Source organism: Pseudomonas sp. ASL8 (assembly GCF_056680355.1).
This window is the reverse complement of the sequence record NZ_CM155278.1, coordinates 1,707,449-1,725,533: the sequence shown is the minus strand read 5'-3', so window position 1 is coordinate 1,725,533 and position 18,085 is coordinate 1,707,449. Positions and strand designations below refer to the sequence as shown.

Sequence of the window (18,085 nt, the reverse complement as noted above, 5' to 3'; positions counted from 1 at the left end):
AAACCTCAGGCGTCGCGTGGGTCTGGATTGTCCAGGACGCTGTCTGTCTGCTCAGCGCGGAATTTCTTCAGCACTGCATGGAATTGCGGGTGCTTGGCGCCAAGAATGCTGGCCGACAACAATGCCGCATTGATTGCGCCCGCTTTGCCGATGGCCAGGGTCGCCACAGGAATCCCGGCAGGCATCTGCACGATAGACAGCAGGGAATCAACGCCCGACAACATCGACGACTGCACGGGCACGCCCAGCACTGGAAGATGAGTCTTGGCCGCACACATGCCCGGCAAATGAGCTGCACCGCCAGCACCGGCAATGATCACTTCAATGCCACGGGCTTCGGCCTGTTCGGCGTACTGGAACAGCAGATCCGGCGTCCGGTGGGCTGACACCACTTTGACTTCGTAAGGGATGCCTAGCTTTTCCAGCATATCGGCGGTGTGGCTAAGGGTGGACCAATCGGACTTGGAGCCCATGATCACGCCAACCAGTGCGCTCATCGTCGTGCCTCTTCTATCGGGCGCCCGCAGGCGCGTCAAAAAACAAACAAGCCACGCGGGAAAACCGGCGTGGCTTGCTGGATGAATTATGGCCGGTCGAACCGGCCAAAGGCCGCGCAGTATACCTTAAAGCGCAGGGAAGACAGCCCCCTTGGTGACCACCTGTCCGCAGGGCCTTGGCGAGGTCTGCGCACGGCACCCGCGACCGAAATTCCCCAAGGCAAAAGGTCCTACATCGCCTGTACGCCATTTACTACTTTATGTGACGCCAACAGCAACTAACAAATCGCAACCGCTTCGGCTTAGCTGTTTTCATGCCTGACATGAACGCATGTTCCGGGTAGATCCCGTCATCCAGTACGGACATTAATCAACGAAAACTACCGCCATCGAGATACCCATGCTCATTTATTTAAGAACACTCGCTTTAACACTAAGCACCCTGCTTATGATCATCATTCCACCGGCTTCCGCGGATGAAAAATTCACGAAGACGCCGCTCCATTTTTATGTATTTCTGCACGACGATATTCCGCAAGCCGAACGCGAAAACATTTCCAAGGACTACTTCTCGTGGCTGCGCAAGGACCTTGAAAGCTTCACCCATCGCCGGGTTTACGTGAACTTCATAGCGCATGTCGCGCCCATAACCCAGTACCCGTATCAAGGCGAAAACCTGGCAGAGATACTGGACGGCTGGCAACGAGAAGTGAATGACTACATCGACAAAAACAATCTACCCATGAACAGCAGAACCAAGTATTTACTGTTAACCAACGAAAAAATAAACGGGATGACTTTGGGTGTCGCCAGAGACAAGAGTTATGCAGGCATTGCATCGCTGGGTAGTTACCCTGCCGCCGCGCATGAAATAGGCCATTTGCTCGGCGGCACACATGAGCACTCAGAAGTTTTATTCAAAGGCAGTTGGTGGTGTGAAACCAATATATTCCCGACACGCATCAACGTAAGAGCGAACTGCTACCACTACAGCGACAAAAACAAAGAAGCCATCGCCGCTTATTTGAGCGAATCGCCTTAAGCACTCAAGACGCACCCTGTGCCGCACCGCCTTCCAGCTTGCGCCACAACAACCGCACGTTGGCCTTGCGCACCAACGCGCAACGATACAAACGAATTTCCAGCGGCACATGCCATTGCGGGCCGCCACACACCACCAACTCACCCCGCGCCAGTTCAGCACGCACGCTGAGCTGGGGTACCCAAGCGATGCCCAAACCTTCGAGCGCCATGCTTTTCAGGCTGTCCGCCATGGCCGTCTCGTAGACCGTGGTGAAGCGCAAGCTGCGCTGACGCAGTAGCAGGTTCACCGAGCGCCCCAGAAATGCGCCGGCGCTGTAGGCCAGCAACGGCACACTGGCATCGCCTTCAAGGTCGAATAACGGTTGGCCGTTGGCGTCTGCCGCGCAGACGGGCAGCATCTCCGTATGCCCAAGGTGCAGCGAGGGGAAAATTTCAGCGTCCATCTGCAGCGCTGCATCCGGGTCGTAGAACGCCAGCATCAGATCGCAACCCCCCTCACGCAACGCATGCACCGCATCGCCAACGTTGGTCGCAACCAACCGCGTGGCAATGTTCAGCCCTTCGTTGCGCAACTGGGCGATCCAGCGCGGGAAAAACCCCAAGGCCAAAGAGTGCGCCGCCGCAACTTGCATGACTTCGCCTTGCCCGCCCTCCAGGTGATGCAGATGACGCAGCACCTCGCCAAGCTGTTCTACAACGGTACGCGCCGTCACCAGAAACAGTTGTCCGGCAGCCGTCAGTTCGATGGGCGTACGTGAGCGATTGACCAGCGTGAGCCCCAGCGCCGATTCAAGGCTGCGAATCCGGCGGCTGAAAGCAGGTTGCGTCACGAAGCGGCGCTCGGCCGCCTGGGAAAAACTGCGGGTGGCGGCCAAGGCACTGAAGTCCTCCAGCCATTTACTTTCCAGGTTCATCATGTCCTCCGATCACTGCAGGAGCGGACTTGCAACTACCCGTCCCGCGCCTGTCAAAAAGCATCTGCGTCATGTTCATACGCTCGTCACAATCGTAACGTCACATCGACATTATGCCGTTTGTGCATAGGGCAGCGCTTAACAGCATTGGCCCCAAATTGCCCACACGCCTAGCATCAGCGGCGTTCCGGCATTGTTCGTGCCTTTCTTGAGACTATCTCTATCATGTCCTCCGCTGCATCATTGCGCATCGAAAAAGACCTGCTTGGCGTCCTTGAAGTACCCGCTGAAGCGTACTACGGCATCCAGACCCTGAGGGCGGTGAATAACTTCCGTCTCTCCGGCGTTCCGATTTCGCACTACCCGAAGCTGGTCGTGGCCCTGGCCATGGTCAAGCAAGCCGCCGCTGACGCCAACCGCGAGCTCGGCCACCTCAGCGAAGCCAAGCACGCCGCCATCAGCGAAGCCTGCGCCCGCTTGGTTCGCGGCGACTTCCACGAGCAATTCGTGGTGGACATGATTCAAGGCGGCGCTGGCACTTCAACCAACATGAATGCCAACGAAGTCATCGCCAACATCGCGCTGGAGGCCATGGGCCACAGCAAGGGCGAATACCAATACCTGCACCCGAACAATGACGTGAACATGGCGCAGTCGACCAACGACGCTTACCCGACGGCCATCCGTCTGGGCCTGCTGCTCGGTCATGACGCCCTGCTCGCCAGCCTCGACAGCCTGATTCAGGCATTCGCCGCCAAGGGCCAGGAATTCAACCACGTTCTGAAAATGGGCCGTACCCAATTGCAGGACGCCGTACCGATGACCCTCGGCCAGGAATTCCGCGCCTTCGCCACCACCTTGGGCGAAGACCTCAATCGCCTGCGCAGCCTCGCGCCGGAATTGTTGACCGAAGTGAACCTGGGCGGCACCGCCATCGGCACCGGCATCAACGCCGACCCGCGCTACCAGCACCTGGCCGTATCACGTCTGGCGCTCATCAGCGGTCAACCGCTGGTCCCTGCCGCCGACCTGATCGAAGCCACGTCCGACATGGGCGCCTTCGTCCTGTTTTCGGGCATGCTCAAGCGCACTGCGGTCAAGCTGTCGAAGATCTGCAACGACCTGCGCCTGCTGTCCAGCGGTCCACGTACCGGCATCAATGAAATCAACCTGCCGGCACGTCAGCCAGGCAGCTCGATCATGCCCGGCAAGGTCAACCCGGTTATCCCGGAAGCGGTCAACCAGGTGGCTTTCCAGATCATCGGCAACGACCTGGCACTGACCATCGCCGCAGAAGGCGGTCAATTGCAGCTGAACGTGATGGAGCCGCTGATCGCTTACAAGATTTTCGACTCGATCCGCCTGCTGCAACGCGCAATGGACATGCTGCGCGAGCATTGCATCGTCGGCATCACCGCCAACGAAGCACGCTGCCGCGAACTGGTCGAGCACTCGATCGGCCTGGTCACCGCCCTGAACCCGTACATTGGCTATGAAAACGCCACCCGTATCGCCCGTATCGCGCTGGAAAGCGGCCGCGGCGTACTGGAACTGGTACGCGAAGAAGGCTTGCTCGACGACGCCATGCTCGACGACATCCTGCGCCCGGAAAACATGATTGCGCCACGCTTGGTGCCATTGAAGGCCTGACCTTCAGCCCCTGGCAGCAACACGCTCACCAGGCTGAGAGACTAGACACCTCTCACCCTTTTGAGGGCCCCGAGATCATTCTCCGGGCCCTTTTTTTTGCCAGCTTGTTTTTACTTTTCACTAGACACGCCATAGCCTTGGCCGATCACCCAAAGGAGAAGTGCCATGAATCGCGAAACCCCGCCACCCGCTCAGCAGGTCATGGTGCTCTACACCGGCGGCACCATCGGCATGCAGGCCAGCGCCAATGGCTTGGCTCCGGCTTCGGGATTCGAGGCGCGGATGGCCGAGCAACTGGCTGCCCAACCAGAGCTGAAGGTGCCGAACTGGCGGTTTCGCGAACTGCTGCCGTTGATCGACAGCGCCAACATGACCCCCGCCTACTGGCAGCGTCTGCGTGAAGCGGTGATCGAGGCAGTGGAGGTGGATGGCTGCGACGCGGTATTGATCCTGCACGGGACCGATACCCTGGCCTACAGCGCGGCGGCGATGAGTTTTCAGTTGCTCGGGCTGAGCGCACCGGTACTGTTCACCGGCTCGATGCTGCCCGCTGGCGTCGAGAACAGTGATGCCTGGGAAAATCTTAATGGCGCCCTGCTAGCCCTGGGCCAAGGCTTGGCGCCGGGCGTGCAGCTGTACTTTCATGGCGAGTTGCTGGCCCCGACCCGCTGCGCAAAAATCCGCAGCTTTGGTCGTCATCCGTTCGCCGCGTTGCAGCGCTCGCGGGGGGGGAAGTCGGCGCAGCCTGTGCCAGCGGCGCTGGATTATCGTCAGCCGAAAAGCATTGCCAACGTCGCCGTGCTGCCCTTGTTTCCCGGCATCAACGCGCAACACCTGGAGGGTTTACTCGACAGCGGGATTCAGGCGCTGATACTGGAATGCTTCGGCAGCGGCACCGGCCCAAGTGATAACCCACAATTCCTCGCCAGCCTGCAACGCGCCCGGCAACGCGGCATCTGCGTGGTCGCCATCACCCAGTGCCATGAAGGCGGCGTCGAACTGGACATCTACGAAGCCGGCAGTCGCCTGCGCGGCGTCGGCGTACTGTCGGGTGGCGGCATGACCCGCGAAGCGGCATTCGGCAAATTGCATGCGCTACTCGGCGCCGGACTTGCGCACGATGAAGTACGACGCTTGGTTGAGCTGGATGTGTGTGGTGAATTAGGGGACTGATTTATTTTTCACGCTGCGGGACGCCTCGCCGCGTCCTCTACGCTGCACTGTCGCGCAAACTGTGTCTCGATTCTGCCCGGCGTAGGAGCTGACTTGTCTGCGAAGACCATACGGCGCGGTCCACCTGCTGCCGCTCGATCTAGATCATCGCTGCTGGGTCAAACCTGTCGGAAGCCCGTGCCGGGCTTATTCGCAGACAAGTCAGCTCCTACAGATTGTAGAAACCTCACCTTATATTTCAATCAGTTACATCTAGTTTGATGGGAGGAGGCGTGCCCGCGAATAGATCATGAAATCCACTACAAAAGATACCTGACCAGTAAATACCGGGAAGCTTCCTACGTATCTAAAAGAAGTTCCTGATAGTCGGCCCTGCAATTAATAGCCAAATTCTCGCAACGTCCGCGAGAGGCTAAATTCCGATGCGTAAATCTTTAGTCGCTATCACTGTTTCATGCCTGACCTCCCCTGTCTGGGCCGACAGCTGTCCACTTCCACTCTTGCAATCAAAGGCGCTGCCTTATGAGCAGGGTCACGACGTGCCCGTTATCACGGGCCCCTACCAATTTAATTTGCCTGAAAAACCGACTGCGCTTTTGGCGTTTGAAGGCGTCATGGCTGTCTATCCGGAAAAAGAATATGTCAGCTACCAGTTTGTCTCGGATAAAAGCGCCGCTCACATGCTGCCCCAGCTCACCACTCGCAAGCTTTCAACCGCCGCACTTGATCGATACGTCTACGGCGTTGACTCCCTCGACGATCTAAACGCAAGCGATCAGAAACTCATCGAAGGAATGCGCTCTGACCTGAACCTTGACTGTCATGCCGAATTGACGCTCTACAGCGTGGGCAAAGGCGTTGACGTCATATTTCACGACGCATCCCTTTTCGACGCTGAATATCGAATGCTGTATTTTTCAAACGATTCGACCCACCTCATTAGCGTGAAAGGAACGAGAGAAAGAGCGTTAACCGTTCTAAAAAGCATCAAGAAAAGGAAGTTGTAAAAGCTAACCTGCCTGCGAAGAAGTCATCACGTCCAACATCCGACCCCACGGCATACAACTTGCTCCACTCCCGGTTGTTACCCACCGCCGGAATTCGCTCATGCTGCATTCCCATCTCACCACCCTCAACGCCGTGTCGCTGGTGCTCAGCACCTTCCAGGCTGAAGGTTTGTCCAGCGACGCACTGCTGGCAGGCAGCGGGATCACTGCTGCGGACTTGGGCAGGACTGATATTCGTATCGCCACCCACCAGGAAATGCAGGTCTGTGCCAATGCCGTCGCACTGCGCAAGGAGATCGGCCTGGAGCTGGGACGGCGCATGCATGTGTCGTCCTATGGTGTCCTTGGTTACGCCCTGCTCACGAGTGCCACCTTAGGTGACGCCTTGCGCCTGGCGCTGATGTATCCGGCGCTCTTGGGAACACTGTTCGAACTGCGCCTGCGTGACGATGGCGACCGCGTCTGGCTAAGTGCCAGTGATTATCGCGACAATGAATCGTTGGCAGTTTTTAACGCCGAGCTGTGCCTGGCCTCGCTGAAGGTCATTTGCGATGACTTGCTCGGCAAGCCCCTGCCATTGCTTAGCGCGCGTTTCGCCCACGATGCGCCTGATTACACCGCCAGTTATCACGAAAGCTTTGCCTGTCCGTTGCAGTTCAACACCCCGACCCGTGATCACGCCTTCGCCTTCGACAAATGCTGGCTTGAGCAGCCGTTGCCGCTGGCGGACCCGATTACCCATCGCGACATGCATGAACGCTGTCGGCGGCAAAATATCGACTTCACAGGTCGCCAGGCCTGGCTCGAACGTATCCGCCAATTGCTCGCTGCTCAACTTACCTGCGCACCTGGCCTCGGCGGTCTGGCGCAACAGATGAACTGCCGGAGCGCACGTTGCGTCGGCACTTGCAGGCACTCGGTAGCAGCTACCAACAATTGCTCGACGAGCTACGCTTCGAGCGAGCCAAGCACTTGCTGCATGAGGCTCGGCTACCGATCCACCGCATTGCCGAGGAACTCGGCTTCAGCGAGACCGCGAGCTTTCGTCACGCCTTCCTGCGCTGGAGCGGCGTCGCGCCCAGCCACTTCCGATTCTGATGCCGTCTGCACCCTCGCCTCCGTTTAGGGCGTGATGCCTCAATAAGGGGCGATATCCGGTCAGTGTTATTGGCCATATTTATCCCCTTTTGGCCGTTGCCGTCGTTCACTGATCAGCAGTGCGCCGCAAGAATAAGGCACAGCCACAGCCCTAGGGGAGAATAAGAAGATGCTGACGATCTACTCGGATGATCATCACTTGCACCACGGTCGCTGCGAACTGATAGACGGGCAACTGATGCCCTGTTTTGAAATGCCCTCGCGCGCCGATCACATCCTGCAGCGCGTGCAGGCACGCCAACTTGGTCCGGTCGAAGCGCCGCGTGACTTTGGTCTTGAACCGCTGAAGCGCATTCACAGTGAGGCGTACCTGACGTTTTTCCAGGGCGCATGGCAGCGCTGGGCCGAGCTGAAACACGAAGGCGATTTGCTGCCCTTCACCTGGCCTGCCCGAACCTTGCGCGAAGTGATTCCCACCAGCCTGCTGGGCCAGTTGGGCTATTACAGCTTCGATGCCGGCGCACCAATTACCGCTGGCACCTGGCAAGCCGTCTATAGCGCAGCGCAAGTCGCACTGACCGCTCAGGCCGCCGTCGAAAATGGCGCTCGTAGCGCGTTCGCGTTGTGCCGACCACCCGGCCATCACGCCGCCAGCGATGTCATGGGCGGTTACTGCTACCTGAATAACGCCGCCATCGCCGCTCAGGCATTTCTCGATCAGGGTCGGCAGAAAGTGGCGATTCTGGATGTCGACTACCACCACGGTAACGGCACTCAATCGATTTTCTATTCACGCAACGACGTGCTGTTTACCTCGATCCACGGCCATCCCGAAGCCGAGTTTCCCTTCTTCCTCGGTTACGCCGACGAGCATGGCGAGGGGCCGGGCGAAGGCTTCAACTTCAACTATCCGCTGGCCGCCGGCAGCGACTGGGACCACTGGAGCGCCGCGCTGGAACAGGCCTGCACGCAAATCGAGGCCTACACCCCCGACGTGCTGGTGATCTCCCTCGGTGTCGATACGTTCAAGGACGATCCGATCTCGACGTTCAAGCTCGACAGCCCGGACTACCTGCGCATGGGCGAACGCATCGCCCGTCTCGGCTTGCCGACGCTGTTCGTGATGGAAGGCGGTTATGCCGTCGAAGAAATCGGCATCAATGCCGTGAATGTGCTGGAAGGTTTCGAAAGCGCCTGACCCCACCGACTTATCAGGAAGATGACCATGAACAGACTCAAACGTCTTATTGCACCCGCCCTGTGTGCTTCCCTGCTCTGCGGCGTGGTCCAGGCCGAAGAACAGCGCACGCTGCGCGTTTACAACTGGTTCGACTACATCACCCCGCAGACGCTGGTGGACTTCCAGAAAGACACCAAGACCAAACTGATCTACGACATCTTCGATACCAACGAGGCGCTGGAAGCCAAGCTGCTGACCGGCAACTCCGGGTATGACGTGGTCGTGCCGTCCAACGTGTTCCTGGCCAAGCAGATCGAGGCCGGGGTATTCCAGCCGCTGGATCGCAGTAAATTGCCGAACTGGCCACACCTCGACCCCAAGCTGATGAAACTCCTGGAAGCCAACGACCCGGGCAATAAATTCGCGGTGCCCTACATGTACGGCACCATCCTGATCGGCTTCAACCCGGACAAGGTCAAGGCTGCACTGGGTGACAATGCACCGGTCGACAGTTGGGACCTGATCTTCAAGGAAGAGAACATCAGCAAGCTCAAACAGTGTGGCGTGGCCCTGCTCGACTCGCCGTCTGAAATCATGCCGCTGGCCTTGCAGCACTTGGGCCTGCCGCCGAACAGCACCAAACCGGCCGACTACGCCAAAGCCGAAGCGCTGATGCTGAAAATCCGTCCGTACATCACCTACTTCCATTCATCGAAGTACATGGCGGATATCGCCAATGGCGACATCTGCGTGGCCGTCGGATACTCGGGCAGCTTCTCGCAAGCGGCCAACCGCGCCAAAGAAGCCAAGAACGGCGTGGTCGTCGACATGCGCCTGCCTAAAGAAGGTGCCCCGATCTGGTTCGACATGCTCGCCATCCCTAAAGGCGCCAAAGACCCTGAGGACGCCTACACCTTCATCAACTACCTGCTGCAACCGAAGGTGATCGCGCCGATCAGTGATTTTGTCGGCTACCCGAACCCGAACAAGGACGCCACTGAGCTGGTCGATCCGGCGATTCGCAACAACCCGAATCTGTACCCGACCGAAGCGGCGATGAAAACCCTCTACACCCTGCAACCCCTGACGCACGATGCGGAGCGTGCACGAACCCGCGCCTGGACCAAGATCAAGTCCGGGACCTGATGCTCGAACGGGCTTGCTCGTGATGCGGTATGGCTGACATGCCGCATCACACCTTTCACGAATAAATTCGCACCCACTGGAAGCACGTAAGGTTTGTTAGGCTTACGCCTTCCAGGCGTGCCGCAACGTGGCCAACGCCTCGTGAATACCGGGTTCGGGCACGGCTGCAAATCCCAATACCAAGCCCGCCCGGTCATCCACGGGTGCGCTTGAGTCCGGCAGCCAGTAGTCGCTCAGCGGGTTGATTTCGACGCCGACACCTGCGGCCTTGGCCACCAGTTCGCGCTCGCGCGCCAGGCTGTCCACGGGCACGGCGACATGCAGCCCCGCCACCACTTTGGGCATCGCCCCGCACCCAGGAACGTCTTCAGGCCAGCCTGCCAACAGCGCATCACGACGACTCAAGGCCGCACGGCGCATGCGCCGGATGTGCCGCTGGAAATGCCCGGCAGCAATGAATTCAGCCATCACGGCCTGAGTACTGACTTCGGAGTGCCGCATGTCCAGGGCCCGCCGCTGACCGAACGCACTCACCAACCCCAACGGCAGCACCAGATACCCCAGGCGCAACGCCGGAAAGGCGATCTTGCCAAAGGTGCCGACATACAGCACCCGCCCGTGCCGATCCAGTGCCGCCAAGGGCGCCAGGGGCGCACCGCTATAACGGTACTCGCCGTCGTAATCGTCCTCGACGATCCAGCCTTGGGTGCGCTCGGCCCAGGCCAGTAATTCAAGGCGCCGCGCCAGGCTCATCGTCACGCCCGTGGGGTATTGGTGCGACGGTGTGACGTAGGCCAGTGTGTAATCACCTTGCGACAGCGAAGTGCACTGCATGCCCTCGTTATCAACTGCAATACCGTGCAAGCGCGCACCGGCGATGGCGAACGCATGACCGGCAGCGCGATAGCCAGGATTCTCCACCGCGACCGCATCACCCGGCGCCAACAGCAGCTGTGCACAAAGGCTAATTGCTTGCTGCGCGCCACTGGTGATCACTATTTGCTCAGCGCTACAGTGCAAACCACGCGAGCTGCGCAAATACGCTGAAATCAATTCACGCAGGCGCCAGTCCCCGGCTGGCTCACCGTACCCCAGCTTCCCCAGATCCGGCTTTCGCCAGAAAGCCGCGTGTAACTTGCCCCAAACATCGAACGGGAACAGGTCAAACGCTGGCACACCCACCCGAAAAGCCCGCGGCGCATCGCCCTTTGGTTGGGGCAAATGATGCTGCTGCAGAAGGTTGAGCGCCGGGCTGTGGATAACTTTATCGGGTGAAAAACCAGTCATTTCGAGCGGTTTTGTGGATAAACCTGTGGGTAAGCCTGTTGATAACCCTGTGGATGGTTTTGTGGATAAGTAATTTGAGGTGCGCTTCGTTGCACTCGGCTTCGTTGGCAATTGCGCAACGTAAGTGCCATCGCCGATACGGCCTTCGATGAAACCCTCGGCGTAGAGCTGGTCATAGGCGCGCATCACACTGTTGCGCGAAATGGACAGCGACGTCGCCAGATCGCGAGTAGCCGGCAGGCGCGTGCCACTGCTCAAACCACCGTCGAGAATCCGCTGGCGCAAGAGTTGATACAGCTGCCGACTTAGCCCGCGGCGACGATCAAGTTCGATACCCGCAGGGTTGAACGGAAAAGACAGCGCGCTGGCGGACATGACATTGGCCCTACGAAATTGGCGTGGAATGGCTCTTACAACCAACCAATAGCCTGCCTAGGATTTAGCCATCAGCCAAGGAAAAGCTTTATGTACATACCTCGCGCATTCAACGAAGACGACCTTTCAACTCTTCATCGGCAAATCGAAGGCACACGCTTGGGCATTCTCGTGACCCATGGCGCACGTGGTCTTCTGGCCAACCACATCCCGCTGCTGCTCAGTCCTGAGCAAGGGCCTTACGGAACCCTGTATGGGCACCTGGCCAAAGCCAACCCGCAATGGCAGGAGATGGAGAGCGGTACCGAGGCCTTGCTGATTTTCCCTGGCCCGGATGCTTACGTCAGCCCGTCGTTTTACCCGAGCAAGGCTGAACACGGCCAAGCGGTCCCGACCTGGAATTACCTCGCGGTCCATGCTTACGGGCCTGCCGAGGTGTTCCACGATGCCCATCGCCTGTGCGATCTGGTTCGCGCGCTGACAGAGAAGCATGAAGCAGGTCGCGCCAAACCCTGGACGCTGGAGGACGCACCTGCGGACTACATCGACAAGATGCTCGGCGCCATCGTCGGCTTTGCAGTGCCTATCAGCCGGCTGGAGGGCAAACGCAAGCTCACCCAGAACCGCAACGCTCCCGATATTGCCGGCGTGCGTGATGGCCTCGCCGCGAGCTCCGCGCCCAATGACAACGAAATCGCCCGATTGATGCGCTAAGGAGAAACCTGTGACCGCTATCCAGATCCGCCCCGTCACCCCGAACGATCACGCTGCATGGCTGCCGCTGTGGAAGGCGTACCTGACGTTTTACAACACTGAGCTCGCCGACAGCGTCACTGAAAGCACCTGGCAGCGCATTCTCGACCCCAGCGAGCCGACCAATGCCGCGCTGGCCTGGAGCGATGGCAAAGCCGTCGGCATGGTCCATTTCATCTACCATCGCTCCAACTGGAGCATCAAGAATGCCTGTTACCTGCAGGACTTGATCGTCGTGCCGGAGCAGCGTGGTACCGGCGTCGGGCGCCAGTTGATCGAATTCGTCTACGCCACGGCGCGCGAAGCCGGCTGCGACAAGGTTCATTGGTTGACCCACGAAACCAACGCCACGGCGATTCAGCTGTATGAACGCATCGCCGAACGCCCCGGTTTCATCCAATTTCGCAAAGCACTCTAGGACTGGAACCTGCTCATGCCCACCACTGAACTGCACTGGCAACCCGCGACGCTCCCGGACAAAAGCACGCTGCAAGGCCGCTTCATCCGCCTGGAAAAACTCGATCCGGCGCGCCACGGCGACGATCTATGGGCTGCACTTCAAGGCCCAACCTCGGATCCGGCGCTGTGGGACTACTTGCCCTATGGGCCGTTTTTCGAGCGAAGCGAATTCGATGCGTGGCTGAGTCGTCATGCCGCCGACATTGATCCGTGGTTCTACAGCGTGGTCGATCAGCAGACAGGCGTTGTCGATGGCTACCTGAGCCTGATGTCCATCGTCCCCGCCCATGGCCGGATCGAAATAGGTCATGTCATGTTTGGCGCCGCCATGCAGCGCACGCCCAAGGGTACCGAGACGATTTACTTACTGGCCAAGGCAGCGTTTGCCTTGGGCAATCGGCGTCTGGAGTGGAAATGTAACGACGGTAATCAGCGCTCCAAACGAGCCGCCGAGCGTTTCGGTTTTACCTTTGAAGGCACGTTCCGTCAGCACATGGTCATCAAAGACCGGAACCGCGACACCACGTGGTACTCGATCACTGATCAGGAATGGCCTGCACTCCAGGCTGCATTTGAAGGCTGGCTGGCGGTGGATAACTTCCGGGATGGCCGGCAAGTGAGAACGCTGGAGAGCTTCCGGAAGCGGTGAAAGCTCATCGTGTAGGAGCGGGCTTGCCCGCGAAAAGGCCGGCACGGCCTTCCGGGGTCAGTGAAACCAACCGTATTAGAAAAAAAGTCGAAAAAAAGGGGAGCCACATGTGCTCCCCCCAGAGTAAACCGTTAAACGTGTATCGAATCAGCCCTCGATTTCCACGAGGATTTCACCGGGATTGACCCGATCGCCTTTGGCGACGTGGATCGCGGTGACCTTGCCGGCGATGGGTGCCTGCACTTCAGTCTCCATCTTCATCGCTTCGCTGATCAGCACGGCTTGACCGGCCTTGACCATGTCGCCTTCCTTGACCAGCACATCGACGATATTGCCCGGCATGGTGGTGCTGATGTGGCCCGGCAAGGTTGCTTGAGCACGCTTGCTGGCACCGCCGCTGACAAACTCGTTGAGGGGCTCGAACACCACCTCTTCCGGCATACCGTCGATGGTCAGGTAGAAATGACGCTTGCCCTCGGCCTTGACGCCGACGCCGGTAATGTCGACGCGGTAGCTTTCGCCGTGCACATCGATCACGAATTCGGTCGGTACGCCCTCGCCGCCCACCTTGCTCACGCCACCCGCTTCAGGGATCGGCAGCAACACTTCAGGGGTCAGGGTGCCGGCTTCGCGTTCCTCGAGGAATTTGCGTCCAATGTCCGGGAACATTGCGTAGGTCAGCACGTCCTCTTCAGACTTGGCCACCGCGCCGATTTCCAGTCGCAGCTTGGCCATCTCCGGCTTGAGCAAGTCAGCTGGACGCACATCGATCAGCTCTTCGTTACCGATGGCCTGACGACGCAGCGCTTCATCAACCAGGCCTGGTGCCTTGCCGTAGCCGCCTTGCAGGTAGAGCTTCACTTCGTTGGTGATGGTTTTGTAGCGCTCGCCAGCCAGCACGTTGAAAAACGCCTGGGTGCCGACGATCTGCGAGGTCGGTGTCACCAACGGCGGGTAGCCGAGGTCTTTACGCACACGCGGGATCTCGGCGAGTACTTCGCCCATGCGGTTCAGCGCGCCCTGCTCTTTGAGCTGGTTGGCGAGGTTGGAAATCATCCCGCCTGGCACCTGATTGACCTGCACACGCGTGTCGACCGAGGTGAATTCGCTTTCGAACTGGTGATATTTCTTACGCACGGCGTAGAAGTACAGGCCAATTTCCTGCAACAGCTCCAGGCTCAAACCGGTGTCGAATTCGCTGCCCTTGAGCGCAGCAACCATCGACTCGGTGCCCGGATGGCTGGTGCCCCACGCAAAACTGGAGATCGCGGTGTCGATGTGATCGGCACCGTTTTCAATCGCCTTGAGCTGACACATCGCGGCCAGGCCGGCGGTGTCGTGAGAGTGGATGAACACCGGCAACGACAGTTCAGTCTTCAGCGCCTTGACCAGCTCACCCGTGGCATACGGTGTCAGCAGGCCTGCCATGTCCTTGATCGCGACCGAGTCGCAGCCCATGGCTTCCATTTGCCTGGCCTGAGCCACGAAAGCGTCAATGGTGTGAACCGGGCTGGTGGTGTAAGCGATAGTGCCTTGGGCATGCTTGCCCGCCGCCTTGACCGCTTCGATGGAGACACGCAGGTTGCGCACGTCGTTCATCGCATCAAAAATGCGGAACACGTCGATACCATTGACCGCCGCCTTGGCGACGAATGCACGTACCACATCATCGCTGTAGTGACGGTAGCCCAGCAGGTTCTGGCCGCGCAGGAGCATTTGCAGGCGGGTGTTAGGCAACGCCGCGCGAAGCTGGCGCAGACGCTCCCACGGGTCTTCCTTCAAAAAGCGTACGCAGGCGTCGAACGTGGCGCCGCCCCAGACTTCCAGCGACCAGTAGCCGACTTTGTCGAGCTTGTCGCAGATCGGCAGCATGTCTTCAGTACGCATGCGGGTGGCGAGCAGCGACTGGTGAGCATCACGCAGGATGGTGTCGGTTACAAAGATTTTTTTGCTCATTGTTGTATTCCTCACAGGCCTGCGTAGGCGGCGATGGCGGCGGCGATGGCCAAAGCCAGCTCTTCGGGTTTGCGCTTGATCGAGTAGTTGGTCAGTTCGGGATGGCTTTCAACAAAGCTGGTATTGAACTGACCGCTACGGAATTCCGGGTTACGCAGGATTTCCTGGTAGTACGCTGCGGTGGTCTTGACCCCTTGCAGACGCATGTCGTCCAGGGCGCGCAAGCCACGGTCCATGGCCTCTTCCCACGTCAGTGCCCAGACGATCAGCTTCAGGCACATCGAGTCGTAGTACGGCGGAATCGTGTAGCCGGTGTAGATCGCCGTGTCGGTACGCACGCCAGGACCGCCGGGCGCGTAATAACGGGTGATCTTGCCGAAACTGGGCAGGAAATTGTTTTTCGGGTCTTCGGCGTTGATCCGGAATTGCAGGGCGAAGCCACGGTGAATAATGTCTTCCTGCTTGACCGAGAGCGGCAGGCCGGAGGCGATGCGGATCTGCTCACGGACGATATCGATGCCGGTAATTTCTTCGGTGATGGTGTGTTCCACCTGCACCCGAGTGTTCATCTCCATGAAGTACACCTCGCCCTCAGCGAGCAGGAACTCCACGGTGCCAGCGTTCTCATAACCCACAGCCTTGGCCGCGCGCACAGACAGGTCGCCGATGTAGGCGCGCTGTTCCGGGGTCAGTTGCGGGCTGGGGGCGATTTCGATCAGCTTCTGGTTGCGGCGCTGGATCGAGCAATCGCGTTCGAACAGGTGCACGACATTGCCAAAGCTGTCACCGAGGATCTGCGCTTCGATGTGCTTGGGATTGACGATGCATTTTTCGAGAAAAACTTCCGCCGAACCAAATGCCTTGGTCGCTTCCGAGATTACCCGAGGGAATGCCTGTTCAAGCTCTTCAGGGCTATTACAACGCCGGATACCCCGACCGCCGCCACCTGACGTTGCCTTGAGCATCACCGGGTAACCCAGGCGTTCGCCTTCGACCAGCGCTTCAGCGATATCGGCGACGTTGCCTTCTGTGCCAGGCGTCACCGGTACGCCGGCCTTGATCATGCTGCGGCGTGCTTCGGTCTTATCGCCCATACGGCAAATGACTTCTGCCGACGGGCCAATGAATTTGATCCCGCGTTCAGCGCAGATGTCCGCCAGTTCGGCGTTTTCCGAAAGGAAACCATAACCGGGATGCAAGGCATCACAACCGGTTTCTACCGCGAGGTTGACCAGCTTGCGCGGGTTCAAATAACCGGCGAGCGGTTCGGCACCAATGCTGTGCGCTTCGTCAGCCCGTTTGACATGCAAGGCATGGCGGTCGGCGTCGGAATAGACCGCAACCGAGCGAATGCCCATCTCGGCGCAGGCGCGCACGATCCGGACAGCAATTTCACCGCGGTTGGCGATCAGGATTTTTGTTATCACTGGCGTTTCCTCGACCGTTAGAACAGACGAACCGGCTGGGCCGGTCGGCGTGTAGCCGCGTGTTGCATACGGTTACATTGCGATAGCCACCCTATGCCTGAAGAGGGATTAACAAAAATCAATAAAAGTTGGGCCATGCATAAGTAAAACCTTATAGTTGGCTTTCCAGCCATCTTCAGAGGGAGTTCAGTTATGCGTAAGTCATTGATGCGTATGACATTGCGTCAATTACGGACGTTCAATGAGGTGTGCGACCTAAGGTCTTACAGCCGCGCCGCCGATGAAATGTCCCTCACACAACCGGCCGTCAGCCTACAAATTCGTCAGCTGGAAGAGCTGATTGGTCAGCCGCTGTTCGAGTATGTCGGCAAAAAGCTGTACCTGACGGAGGCCGCCGAAGCGCTACAAGCCGCCAGCAGAGACATTTTTGGGCGCCTGGAAAACCTGGATATGCAGCTGTCGGACATGCAGGGCTCGCTGCAGGGGCAACTCAAACTGGCCATCGAATCCAGTGCCAAATACTTCGTGCCGCATCTGTTTGCCGCGTTTAAGCGCCAGCACCCCGAAGTGATGCTGAACCTGACGGTGGTCAATCGCGCACAGGTGATCAAACGCTTGTCGGATAACCGTGATGATCTGGCGATCATGTCGATGGTGCCGCAGGACATGGGCCTGGAGTTCATGCCCTTCCTCAACAACCCGATCGTCGCGGTGGCGCCGTCGGACCATCCGCTGTGTCAGGTCGAGCAATTGACGCTGAAGGACCTTGAACCCTATCCCCTGCTGATCCGCGAACCCGGCTCAGGCACGCGCAGAGCCTGCGAGGAGTATTTCAAGGAAAAGCGCGTGCACTTCACCCAAACCCTTGAGGTTTCTTCGGCTGAAGCCCAGCGCGAATGCGTGGTGGCGGGGCTGGGCGTGGCGTTATTGACTCGCCATGCACTGAACCTGGAGCTGGCCACCGGCACGCTGCGCGAGCTTCCGGTGGCCGAATTGCCGCTGTACCGCAGCTGGTGCGTGGTGCAAGCCAAGGCCAAACGGCTATCGCCGGTCGCGCATGCCTTTCTGGCGTTCATCCGCACCGAACGCGCGCAGATCAGCCAGCTTGCTGAGCGTTTCGACGGGAGCCTTCCGAGGCCGTCTGCCACACATTGAGTGAGCCAAACTCGCCAACATCACCCAACTCGACATAGTCGGAAAACTTCTGCGCCAGCTTGCGCTCCTCGGAGTAGCTTTCGATCGCGCGACGGAATTCCATGCGTCGCTGATCTTCCTGCTGTCGCCGGGTATTTTTGGACGTATTAGCGGAGGTAGCGCTGGTGGCGCGCTGCTGCGAGTCATCGTAGTGCCGAGGCATATCCTGTCTCCCATTGCGTTTGCGGGAGCTTGAGCATGATCGCCGTCAATGACGGTTGCACGGCGATAAGATGACAGGACGATGAAGCTTTGCGCTGTTGCGATATTACGAAG

Annotated in this window: 16 protein-coding genes and 1 pseudogene; 11 read left to right on the top strand and 6 right to left on the bottom strand. The window is 58.8% G+C overall.

Annotated elements, in window-relative coordinates:
• Positions 1-5 precede the first annotated feature (5 nt).
• Positions 6-497 (bottom strand): 5-(carboxyamino)imidazole ribonucleotide mutase, encoded by a 492-nt coding sequence (gene purE, locus AC1MEA_RS07720; protein WP_219063090.1) that lies wholly within the window; start codon positions 495-497, stop codon positions 6-8.
• A gap of 400 nt (positions 498-897) precedes the next feature.
• Here purE and AC1MEA_RS07715 point away from each other — a divergent pair, with 400 nt between their 5' ends.
• Entirely contained in the window at positions 898-1,539 is a 642-nt protein-coding gene (locus AC1MEA_RS07715) for a hypothetical protein (protein WP_449634248.1), read from the top strand.
• Between the two features lie 4 nt (positions 1,540-1,543).
• Here AC1MEA_RS07715 and AC1MEA_RS07710 read toward each other — a convergent pair whose 3' ends face one another.
• Positions 1,544-2,455 (bottom strand): LysR substrate-binding domain-containing protein, encoded by a 912-nt coding sequence (locus tag AC1MEA_RS07710; protein ID WP_219063092.1) that lies wholly within the window; start codon positions 2,453-2,455, stop codon positions 1,544-1,546.
• 225 nt (positions 2,456-2,680) lie between these two features.
• Between AC1MEA_RS07710 and aspA the strand changes: the two genes are divergently transcribed.
• The 6 genes and pseudogenes from aspA to AC1MEA_RS07680 all read left to right on the top strand — a co-directional run bounded on the left by aspA (position 2,681) and on the right by AC1MEA_RS07680 (position 9,709).
• Positions 2,681-4,105 carry an aspartate ammonia-lyase gene (aspA, locus tag AC1MEA_RS07705; protein WP_219063093.1) on the top strand — a complete coding sequence of 475 codons (1,425 nt, stop codon included), beginning with the start codon at positions 2,681-2,683 and terminating at the stop codon, positions 4,103-4,105.
• A 165-nt stretch (positions 4,106-4,270) separates the two neighbouring features.
• Positions 4,271-5,278 carry an asparaginase gene (locus AC1MEA_RS07700; RefSeq protein ID WP_480917273.1) on the top strand — a complete coding sequence of 336 codons (1,008 nt, stop codon included), beginning with the start codon at positions 4,271-4,273 and terminating at the stop codon, positions 5,276-5,278.
• A gap of 422 nt (positions 5,279-5,700) precedes the next feature.
• Positions 5,701-6,285, top strand: coding sequence for a hypothetical protein (locus AC1MEA_RS07695; protein WP_480917272.1), 585 nt, complete (start codon positions 5,701-5,703; stop codon positions 6,283-6,285).
• Between the two features lie 100 nt (positions 6,286-6,385).
• Positions 6,386-7,383: pseudogene (locus AC1MEA_RS07690) on the top strand (AraC family transcriptional regulator).
• 169 nt (positions 7,384-7,552) lie between these two features.
• Positions 7,553-8,581, top strand: coding sequence for a histone deacetylase family protein (locus AC1MEA_RS07685; RefSeq protein WP_480917271.1), 1,029 nt, complete (start codon positions 7,553-7,555; stop codon positions 8,579-8,581).
• 27 nt (positions 8,582-8,608) lie between these two features.
• The gene (locus AC1MEA_RS07680) at positions 8,609-9,709 is read left to right on the top strand and encodes a polyamine ABC transporter substrate-binding protein (protein WP_480917270.1); all 1,101 of its coding nucleotides are present in this window, start codon (positions 8,609-8,611) and stop codon (positions 9,707-9,709) included.
• Between the two features lie 102 nt (positions 9,710-9,811).
• Here AC1MEA_RS07680 and pdxR read toward each other — a convergent pair whose 3' ends face one another.
• Complete coding sequence (gene pdxR, locus AC1MEA_RS07675) at positions 9,812-11,371, bottom strand: MocR-like pyridoxine biosynthesis transcription factor PdxR (RefSeq protein WP_480917269.1); 1,560 nt, start codon at positions 11,369-11,371, stop codon at positions 9,812-9,814.
• Positions 11,372-11,461: 90 nt separating this feature from the next.
• Between pdxR and AC1MEA_RS07670 the strand changes: the two genes are divergently transcribed.
• The 3 genes from AC1MEA_RS07670 to AC1MEA_RS07660 are packed head-to-tail and all read left to right on the top strand — an operon-like array spanning position 11,462 to position 13,232.
• A complete protein-coding gene (locus tag AC1MEA_RS07670) occupies positions 11,462-12,085 on the top strand; it encodes an FMN-binding negative transcriptional regulator (RefSeq protein ID WP_480917268.1) in 624 nt (207 codons plus the stop codon).
• Positions 12,086-12,095: 10 nt separating this feature from the next.
• Positions 12,096-12,542 (top strand): GNAT family N-acetyltransferase, encoded by a 447-nt coding sequence (locus tag AC1MEA_RS07665; protein WP_219064591.1) that lies wholly within the window; start codon positions 12,096-12,098, stop codon positions 12,540-12,542.
• A 15-nt stretch (positions 12,543-12,557) separates the two neighbouring features.
• Positions 12,558-13,232 carry a GNAT family N-acetyltransferase gene (locus AC1MEA_RS07660; RefSeq protein WP_480917267.1) on the top strand — a complete coding sequence of 225 codons (675 nt, stop codon included), beginning with the start codon at positions 12,558-12,560 and terminating at the stop codon, positions 13,230-13,232.
• A 147-nt stretch (positions 13,233-13,379) separates the two neighbouring features.
• On the opposite strand, the gene oadA is transcribed toward AC1MEA_RS07660, so the two are convergent.
• Together oadA and AC1MEA_RS07650 are read right to left on the bottom strand one after the other, a co-directional pair.
• Positions 13,380-15,188 (bottom strand): sodium-extruding oxaloacetate decarboxylase subunit alpha, encoded by a 1,809-nt coding sequence (gene oadA / locus AC1MEA_RS07655; RefSeq protein WP_449634240.1) that lies wholly within the window; start codon positions 15,186-15,188, stop codon positions 13,380-13,382.
• A gap of 11 nt (positions 15,189-15,199) precedes the next feature.
• Complete coding sequence (locus tag AC1MEA_RS07650) at positions 15,200-16,615, bottom strand: acetyl-CoA carboxylase biotin carboxylase subunit (RefSeq protein WP_480917266.1); 1,416 nt, start codon at positions 16,613-16,615, stop codon at positions 15,200-15,202.
• 192 nt (positions 16,616-16,807) lie between these two features.
• Between AC1MEA_RS07650 and AC1MEA_RS07645 the strand changes: the two genes are divergently transcribed.
• Positions 16,808-17,770, top strand: a complete 963-nt coding sequence (locus AC1MEA_RS07645) for a LysR family transcriptional regulator (RefSeq protein ID WP_449634238.1) — start codon at positions 16,808-16,810, stop codon at positions 17,768-17,770.
• Here the strand turns inward: AC1MEA_RS07645 and AC1MEA_RS07640 are convergent.
• Entirely contained in the window at positions 17,712-17,972 is a 261-nt protein-coding gene (locus AC1MEA_RS07640; RefSeq protein WP_219064595.1) for a PA3496 family putative envelope integrity protein, read from the bottom strand. The two genes, AC1MEA_RS07645 and AC1MEA_RS07640, sit on opposite strands and share 59 nt — an antisense overlap.
• Positions 17,973-18,085 lie beyond the last annotated feature (113 nt).